This is a genomic window from Sphingobium sp. AP50, from assembly GCF_900109095.1.
Taxonomy (GTDB): domain Bacteria; phylum Pseudomonadota; class Alphaproteobacteria; order Sphingomonadales; family Sphingomonadaceae; genus Sphingobium.
In genome coordinates, this window is the sequence record NZ_FNYZ01000035.1 from 24,730 (window position 1) to 32,031 (window position 7,302).

At 57.1% G+C, this 7,302-nt stretch carries 9 protein-coding genes and 1 pseudogene; 5 read left to right on the plus strand and 5 right to left on the minus strand.

Annotated elements, in window-relative coordinates:
- Positions 1–25 precede the first annotated feature (25 nt).
- From BMY84_RS27610 to BMY84_RS27630, 5 genes are all read left to right on the plus strand, one after another.
- Entirely contained in the window at positions 26–874 is an 849-nt protein-coding gene (locus tag BMY84_RS27610; RefSeq protein ID WP_093088278.1) for an alpha/beta fold hydrolase, read from the plus strand.
- Entirely contained in the window at positions 867–1,145 is a 279-nt protein-coding gene (locus BMY84_RS27615) for a 2Fe-2S iron-sulfur cluster-binding protein (protein WP_093088279.1), read from the plus strand. Before BMY84_RS27610 ends, BMY84_RS27615 begins: the two co-directional genes overlap by 8 nt.
- Positions 1,146–1,164: 19 nt before the next feature.
- On the plus strand, positions 1,165–1,512 hold the full coding sequence (locus BMY84_RS27620; RefSeq protein ID WP_177204245.1) for an EthD domain-containing protein: 348 nt from the start codon (positions 1,165–1,167) through the stop codon (positions 1,510–1,512).
- A gap of 290 nt (positions 1,513–1,802) precedes the next feature.
- The gene (locus tag BMY84_RS27625) at positions 1,803–2,903 is read left to right on the plus strand and encodes a Rieske 2Fe-2S domain-containing protein (protein WP_093088288.1); all 1,101 of its coding nucleotides are present in this window, start codon (positions 1,803–1,805) and stop codon (positions 2,901–2,903) included.
- Positions 2,904–3,524: 621 nt separating this feature from the next.
- The gene (locus tag BMY84_RS27630; protein WP_093088282.1) at positions 3,525–4,379 is read left to right on the plus strand and encodes a helix-turn-helix domain-containing protein; all 855 of its coding nucleotides are present in this window, start codon (positions 3,525–3,527) and stop codon (positions 4,377–4,379) included.
- Between the two features lie 410 nt (positions 4,380–4,789).
- On the opposite strand, the pseudogene BMY84_RS27635 reads toward BMY84_RS27630, so the two are convergent.
- The 5 genes and pseudogenes from BMY84_RS27635 to BMY84_RS27655 all read right to left on the minus strand — a co-directional run.
- A pseudogene (locus BMY84_RS27635) lies at positions 4,790–4,972 on the minus strand (transposase); the annotation flags it as partial.
- The gene (locus BMY84_RS27640; protein WP_218147055.1) at positions 4,906–5,178 is read right to left on the minus strand and encodes an ATP-binding protein; all 273 of its coding nucleotides are present in this window, start codon (positions 5,176–5,178) and stop codon (positions 4,906–4,908) included. The gene BMY84_RS27640 and the pseudogene BMY84_RS27635, both read right to left, overlap by 67 nt.
- Positions 5,175–6,120 (minus strand): IS630 family transposase gene (locus BMY84_RS27645; RefSeq protein ID WP_371262460.1). Its coding sequence is split into 2 segments (ribosomal slippage): positions 5,175–5,781 and positions 5,780–6,120, totalling 948 coding nucleotides; the frame shifts between segments, so codons are not numbered across the junction. Before BMY84_RS27645 ends, BMY84_RS27640 begins: the two co-directional genes overlap by 4 nt.
- A gap of 94 nt (positions 6,121–6,214) precedes the next feature.
- Complete coding sequence (locus BMY84_RS27650; protein ID WP_093088285.1) at positions 6,215–6,424, minus strand: hypothetical protein; 210 nt, start codon at positions 6,422–6,424, stop codon at positions 6,215–6,217.
- A 130-nt stretch (positions 6,425–6,554) separates the two neighbouring features.
- The gene (locus tag BMY84_RS27655; RefSeq protein ID WP_093088290.1) at positions 6,555–7,169 is read right to left on the minus strand and encodes a carbonic anhydrase; all 615 of its coding nucleotides are present in this window, start codon (positions 7,167–7,169) and stop codon (positions 6,555–6,557) included.
- Positions 7,170–7,302 lie beyond the last annotated feature (133 nt).

Here is a 7,302-nt window from a genome sequence, read left to right on the forward strand (position 1 = left end):
ACTTTTTCGAAAAGGCCCGACCATCATGTCAAGCCCCCCTCCCCAGTTCCAGTTTCAGCGTAAGGAGATTCTCGTTGACGGGCTGGAGACCAGCTATCTTGAGGCTGGGTCCGGTGATCCCGTCCTCCTCCTTCATGGTGGAGAGTTTGGCGGCGAAGCCGAAATTTGCTGGGAGGCGACCATTCCGGCTCTCGCCCGGCATTTCCGCGTCCTGGCGCCCGATTTGCTCGGCTTTGGCCGCACCGCGAAGGTCGTGGATTTTGTCGATGGGCGGGCACGCCGGATACGACATTTCGCGCGGTTTGTGGAGGAAGTCGGTGCTGTCGGCGCGCCCTGCATCGGCAATTCCATGGGCGGGATGCTCCTTCTGTTCGACGCCGCCTCACAGGCTCCTAAATTGTCCCCGCGAAAGATCGTCACGATCGCCGGTGGCGGGGCCTTGCTCATGGACTCACCGCATACCGAAGCGCTGTTTGCCTATGACGGATCGGTTGCGGGCATGACGAAGATCGTGGAGGCGCTTTTCCATGGCGAGCGCTGGATTTCGGACCGCGCCTATATCGAGCGGCGCCGCGCAAACAGCCTGGCGCCCGGAGCATGGGAAGCCGTCGCGGCCGCACGCTTTCGCCGGCCCGAAGAATTTCAGGACGCGCGAGCGCCGTCCGGCGGCATCGACTATAGCCGGATTTCCACGCAAACGCTGATTATCGCCGGGGCGAACGACAAGATCAAACCCGCAGGATGGTGGGAAGAACTCACGGGCAAAATGGCGAATGCCACGGCTATCTGCGTGTCTGAAGCTGGTCACTGCGCCCAGATCGAACAGCCCGAGTTCGTCAACGAGGCACTGATAGCCTTCCTGACCAATGCTTAAGAATGCAACCCTTGTCGTCACGCTCGACGGGCAAATGACGACCATCGACTGGAAAGCCGACGAATTGCTGCTCGATGCGCTTCAGGCGGCCGGCCTCAACCCACCCTATTCATGCCGTTCGGGTTCCTGTGGCGCTTGCATCTGCACCGTCGAGAGCGGCGATGTCGAGATGCGCCATAACGAAGTGCTGGACGAAACGGACCTGGCGGCAGGGCTCGTCCTCGCCTGCCAATCGGTCGCGCGCTCGTCCCAGGTCACGGTCATCTTTTGATAGCGCAGGAGAGCATAAAATGTTCAAGGTGATGGCCTTTCTATCGCGAAAGGCGGGCACGTCCCCGGAAGAGTTTCAGGCCTATTATGAGACCCGGCACGTCCAGTTAATCAACGAAGTCGCCCCCGGTATACCCGTTTACCGGCGCAATTTCCTGCAACTGAATGATCCGCAAAATCGTAATGCGGACCAGATCGATTTCGATGTGGTTACGGAAATGGAGTTCCCGGACCGGCAGTCGTTCCAGGCGTGGGCCAAGAGCTTTGCGGCGCCAGGCGCTGCCGAGCGGGTTGCTGAGGACGAAGCGCAATTTCTGGATCGGGAGCGCATCCGCGTCTGTGTCGTTGAGGTTCCGGAAAGTATCTGACCGCCCGCTTAGAAGATTGGGGCTTTAGCGGTGCGCCATGGAAGCCGACGGGGCCTGATGGAAACAGGGCGTGTGCAAGACTGGTCTTGATAGACTCTCTCCCGGGAGTCGGACGTGCCGGCCGAGTGACAGCATCGTAAAATGAAACTTATGCGCTGATCGGCAAATCATTTCCCCTTCTACGAGGCACGGCAAAGTCGTTAGCCTCTACCCAAAATGAATGGGAAGCCGAGTGATCTTCGGCAGCTTCGTTCACCATTGCTGGAGAGAGGAAACTGTCGTTGGAAAAAGTGGCGCCAGAGCGTGTCCCGATTGCCGGCAATGCGCCTCCCCAACGTTATGCTAGAGGCTGGCATTGCCTGGGTCTTTCAGCGCCGTTCAAGGACGGCCGCCCCCACTCCCTGCTGATTTTCGGGACCAAGCTGGTGGTATTCCAGCAGGCGGACGGAAGCATGGCCGTTTTGGATGGCTATTGCCCGCATATGGGCGCAGACCTCGGCACCGGAACGATCATCGAGGGCACGGTCGCTTGCCCATTCCACGGTTGGCAATGGAACGGCAGGGGCGAGTGCGCGCACATCCCCTACTCCCCTCGGATTCCGCGCAAGGCGAAGACCAGGTCATGGCCAGTGATGGAGCAGAACGAGCAGTTGTTCGTCTATCATGACCCGGAGGAGAGGCAGCCACCTCCCGAAGTCGCGATCCCCAGGATCGACGCCGTCATGAACGACGAGTGCACCCCATGGGAATGGCAGACCATGCACATCCCGGCCAATTGCCGCGAGCTCGTGGACAATGTCGCCGATGCGATGCATTTCAAGCTCGTCCATGGCCTGGAGGCGACGCGCTTCGTCAACATCTTCGAGCGGCACATGGCCACCCAGAAGGGCACCTTCCAAGCCTTGAGCGCAGATGATGGGCGGGGGAACGGCGACGGTACGGCAGCATTTTCTTTCGAAAGCTCGGCCACCTATTATGGTCCGGCATATATGATCGTCAGTCAGACGGTCGATCATCTCGGCAAGCCTGTGCAGCTATATCTGATTAACGCTCACTACCCGGTTACGCCGAACAGCTTTGCGCTGCACGTCGGCATCACAACAAGGCGCATCGAAGGCGTCTCGGACGACGAAGGCATCGCCCTTGGTAGAGCGGTGGCGAAGGCGGCTGTCGAAACATTTCTGCAGGACGTCAGCATCTGGGAGACCAAGGCCAGGATCGACGCTCCGGTGCTTACCGAATTTTGTGGCCCACTGTATCAACTGCGCCGCTGGTATGAGCAATTCTATGTTGATGTTGCGGATGTCGCGCCCGCAATGACCGAGCGATTTGAACATGAGGTCGATCTACGAACGCCCAATCAAATGCTCAAAGCGACGGCTCAGTCCTGAGATCGGTTCCTTGTAACGACCGATCGCTAGTTGGGGGCCTCCGATAAAATTGCCAAATGTACGGGACATGGGCATTTGAGACATAATCGCCCAGCCCTATGCACTGCATAAATCAGTGAGCGGCTAAGAAGCCGCATGCTCGATGTCTGGACATGAGCAATCCCCTCTCCCATCATGTTCGCAGAGAGAACAGATTCGGCACAGCATTTGCAATTTTTCTGCTCTGTCCCTAGGTAACTGAGGGCAGGACACCTTTGGACCTGTGGTTCAAAATGTGCCTCCGACCAATAATGTTGGCGGGATCGTGGCAGCAAGCACCAGCTTGGATGCCTTTGGCCCTGCCGAGGGGACCGGTATGCCGAAGGACCATGTTCCACTTGATCTTGGAGTGTCCGGAAATATCCGCCCACTCGGATTCGATCTAGGGCTTGGCCCCTTCGACGGTTGGACAAACCCGATAGCCAACCGATGTCATCCACGAAGCCGCCGTGCCAAAATGATGGCAGGCAAAGCCGATCTGGCATAACGCAGGATCCCGAGACTGCATTGAGGGCCGGCAAGCGCTGGCTCTATACAATCTGATAAGCGCAAAAGCGCAGCAAACAAATAGGAGTGGCCCTGATGGTAGCAAGGACGACCAACGTTACCGGTGAAATGAACCTGCCTGGTATCAATGTTCAGGTTCTCGACTATCGATGGGACATCGACGAGAGAATTTCAGAGTGCACGGACGACTTCATACTACGGTATCGTCCGCATCCAGGCCGGGTAAGCGTCGCAGCGCGTATGAAAAGCGGTAAGGTGCAGGACTATGGTCCCCTGATGTTTTTCCCTGCGCATACACAAACAGAAACCACCCCGGCAAAAATAAGTGAGCGCACGCGCAATGTCATTTGTCGCTTCGCGGACGACTGGTTCCAGCGGATATGGCCTGATCGGCACGACTGGACCGCCAACGATCTGGAACGTTGCTATAATATGCACAATTTCCGAATTGAGCATGCAATGCAACGACTATCATCAGAGGTAATTTCGCCCGGCTTCGGCGGCGACCTCATGGTTGAGTCACTTGCCAACCTCGTCGCGGTGGAAATAGCGCGCCATTTCCGCGAACGCAGCAGCCCGAAGCGAATTCGCACCTTTGAAGGACAATTCTCGGGCAGAGAACTTACAAGTATTTATGATTATATAGACAGCACGACAAACCGTTGCCCGACCACCGAAGAAATTTCTCGACAGTGCGGTATTAGTTCAGCACATCTGCGCAGATCATTCAAAAAGACAACCGGTTTGACGCTGCATGAATATGTCGCGCGCGCCCGGTTGAGCAAAGCGCAGACCATTCTCGCGGAAACTGACCTTCCCTTGAAGGAAGTCGCTTACCGTCTGGGCTTTACGAGCTCGAGCACCTTTTCTTCAACATTCCGCAAGGACTCGGGCGAAACGCCGAGCGGTTACCGTCAAAGAATGCGGTGACGCGCCTCCCGGATTTTCCTCCAAGCTTGATTAGAGCCTGGCCTGATGGAAGGACGGACGAATGAAGCGAGCAAGGTTCACAGAAAAGCAGATCATCGGCGTGCTGAAGGAACAGGAGGCTGCCCGGCTCTAATCCGCGCTGGTGGAAACCTGGGGGTCACGTCACCGGATGGACGATGGCCCAGTTTCGATGATCACGAAATGGGCTCACACGGCCATTCTGTCAGCGGACCCCCGATCAAAAATGATGGGACGGGGAATGGCAGAATTCGGCATAATTAGACATTCCCGTCATCGTATCCGAATGACGTATGTTGGTCGAGGCTGTGTAAAAACGCGCCGAGGCGAAGATGGCAGATTTTGGTGGGATGGGTAGCTGGGTACGGTGTTGCTGAAGACGCGGGCCGCGATCAGGTACGGATCGCCGCTATAAGTGGCTGGATGCCCATGATCTGGATCATTCGCTTCATATTGTAGGCCAGCACGCACAAACTCATCTCGGTTCTGACGTTTTTGAGCGTCTTGGTCAGAAAGTGGGTGCTGCCCATCCAGGATTTGAGCGTATCAAAGACATGCTCGACGGTCCGGCGACGTGAACCGCGCCGAGATTACCGGCGCCTGCCAGTCGAGAGATGTTGCCTGTAAGTGCAAACTCGATCGCGTCGACAATGCCGCTCTTGCCGGTACCATTCGGGCCGCAAGCAGCAAAGTTCTTGCCCTTGAGATCAAATGTGAGTTCGCGAATTCCGCGAAATTCCTTGATCGTAATCTGGTCAATCTTAGAGCGTTTTTCGATCATTCCAGATCATACCCGCACGAACTGAAGTAGTTGGCACATTCCATTGGCTGGAAGATATCGACGAGTTTGCCGATCAGGCCCCACAGGCCGCTGACGGTTCTTTCTTCCGCCTTTCGCAGCAAGGCTTTGAGTTTTGAAAAGGCTTTTTCGATCGGATTGAAGTCCGGGCTGTATGGCGGCAAGAACCGCAGCGTCGCGCCAGCCGCTTCAATCAGTTCACGCACTGAGGCGCGCTTGTGGCTCGACAGGTTATCCATGATCACGACATCACAGGGCTGCAAAACGGGTACGAGCACGTGGGTGACATAGGCTTCGAACCAGTCGCCGTTGATCGGGCCATCGAGCACCATTGGCGCGACCATGCCGGTCATGCGCAATCCGGCCACCAGCGTGGTCGTTTTGCGGTGACCATGCGGAAAGCCCATGCGCAAGCGCTCGCCTTTCCGGCAGCGACCATGGCTGCGGGTCATGTTGGTGGCGGTCCAGGTTTCATCAATGAACACGAGGCGTTCGGGCTCCAGATCGATCTGACTATCGAACCAGTCGTGCCGTTGATTCAGGACGTCGGGCCGGTTCTGCTCGATTGCATGAGCAGTCTTTTTTGCGCGTCATGCCGCGGCGCACGAAGAAGCGGTGAAGTCCGGCCACAGACACGCTCAGGCCAATCTCGGCCAAACCTACGCGTAGCTCCTCCAGCGTGATGTCCTTGCGGCCCTCCCAAAGGGCGAGGATGTCCTGCCCCCGCGTCTCGATCATGCGTGACCGCATGTCACCGCCATGAGGCTTGGGGCTATAATCGCCCGTCTCGCGCCATTGTGCCTGCCATCGGATCGCCGTCGATGGCGCAACCCCAAACCGCGCCGCCGCCGCACGGCAGCTCAAACCCCCGTCAATCGCCGCCAGAAGCCGCGAGCGCAAATCCATAGACAAAGGCTGACCCATCCATGCTGGCCTCCTCCACCAACAGGGATTCTGAATCATAAAATCACGCTCTTGGAAACCCTTGCCGATTCATAACGGTCGAAATCCGCTCTAATCATGACGCTTCCGGGAACATCGTAGCGCGAATCGCAGGCTCAGCAAAAATGCCGTCATCCAAGACAGTCTTTCCCAGCCCCGCAGCGATATCAGCTAGCCCGTCCTCATTCGCAAGAACGTCGAAGAATTCGCCAAGTATCCCGGCAGCCACAGACTTCACCTGCTTCGCAGGCTCGTCAGCCTGATCGTCTCCTATTGCGGTATCCAAAGTAAGAATCCCCTTTCGGGGAGAATAGCTTAGTAACACCACCCTTCAAGAGAATATCGATGCGCCATAGCCGCTCATATCAATGGACATGACCGACTAACTACCGATCATGTCCATAGCGACACGCTGCTTAGAGCCAGCGCACCCGGCCAGTCGCCAACTCATACACGGCACCAACGACCTTCAATTCGCCGCGCCCTTGTGGCTCGATCAGCATCAGCTCCGAGAATTTCTGAAGACGTTCAACCATCCGGCGAACGTTCTTCTCAACCGCTGTATCGACCAGCTTATCTTCATCGACGCTGCGCTGAGCAGCTGGGACGATCGGCTCGATCATGCGAGCGATGCTGCCCGGAAAGCGCGTATCCTTCGTCACGACGTCAGCGGCTGCAGCGACGGCGCCACATTTGTCGTGACCCAGCACCACGATGAGCGGCACCTTAAGCACGGCCACAGAATACTCAATCGACCCCATTCCTGCGGTGTCAACGTTGTTGCCGGCCGCCTGAACAATGAACAGCTCACCCAAGCCGACGCCGAAAAGTTGTTCCGGCCCTACACGCGAGTCCGAGCAGCCCACAAGCGTCGCGAACGGCTGCTGCCCTTCGGCAAGCGTCAGGCGCCGCTCGCGTGACAAATCAGACGGCAGTGGCTCGTCGGCCACGAATGCTTCATTGCCGTCGACCAGCCGCTTCAGAGCCTCGTCCGGCGTCGGTTGCGTGGAGATTACGCTCGCTGTTGCCACATCATACTTCTTCAGATGAATTTGGGATGCGAGGCACATAAGAGCCTGTCTTGAATCTCATGCGTAACGAGCGATACGCCTGATGAGGATGATTGCAGCGGCGGCATAAAGCAGGGCATTTGCGGATTTGATG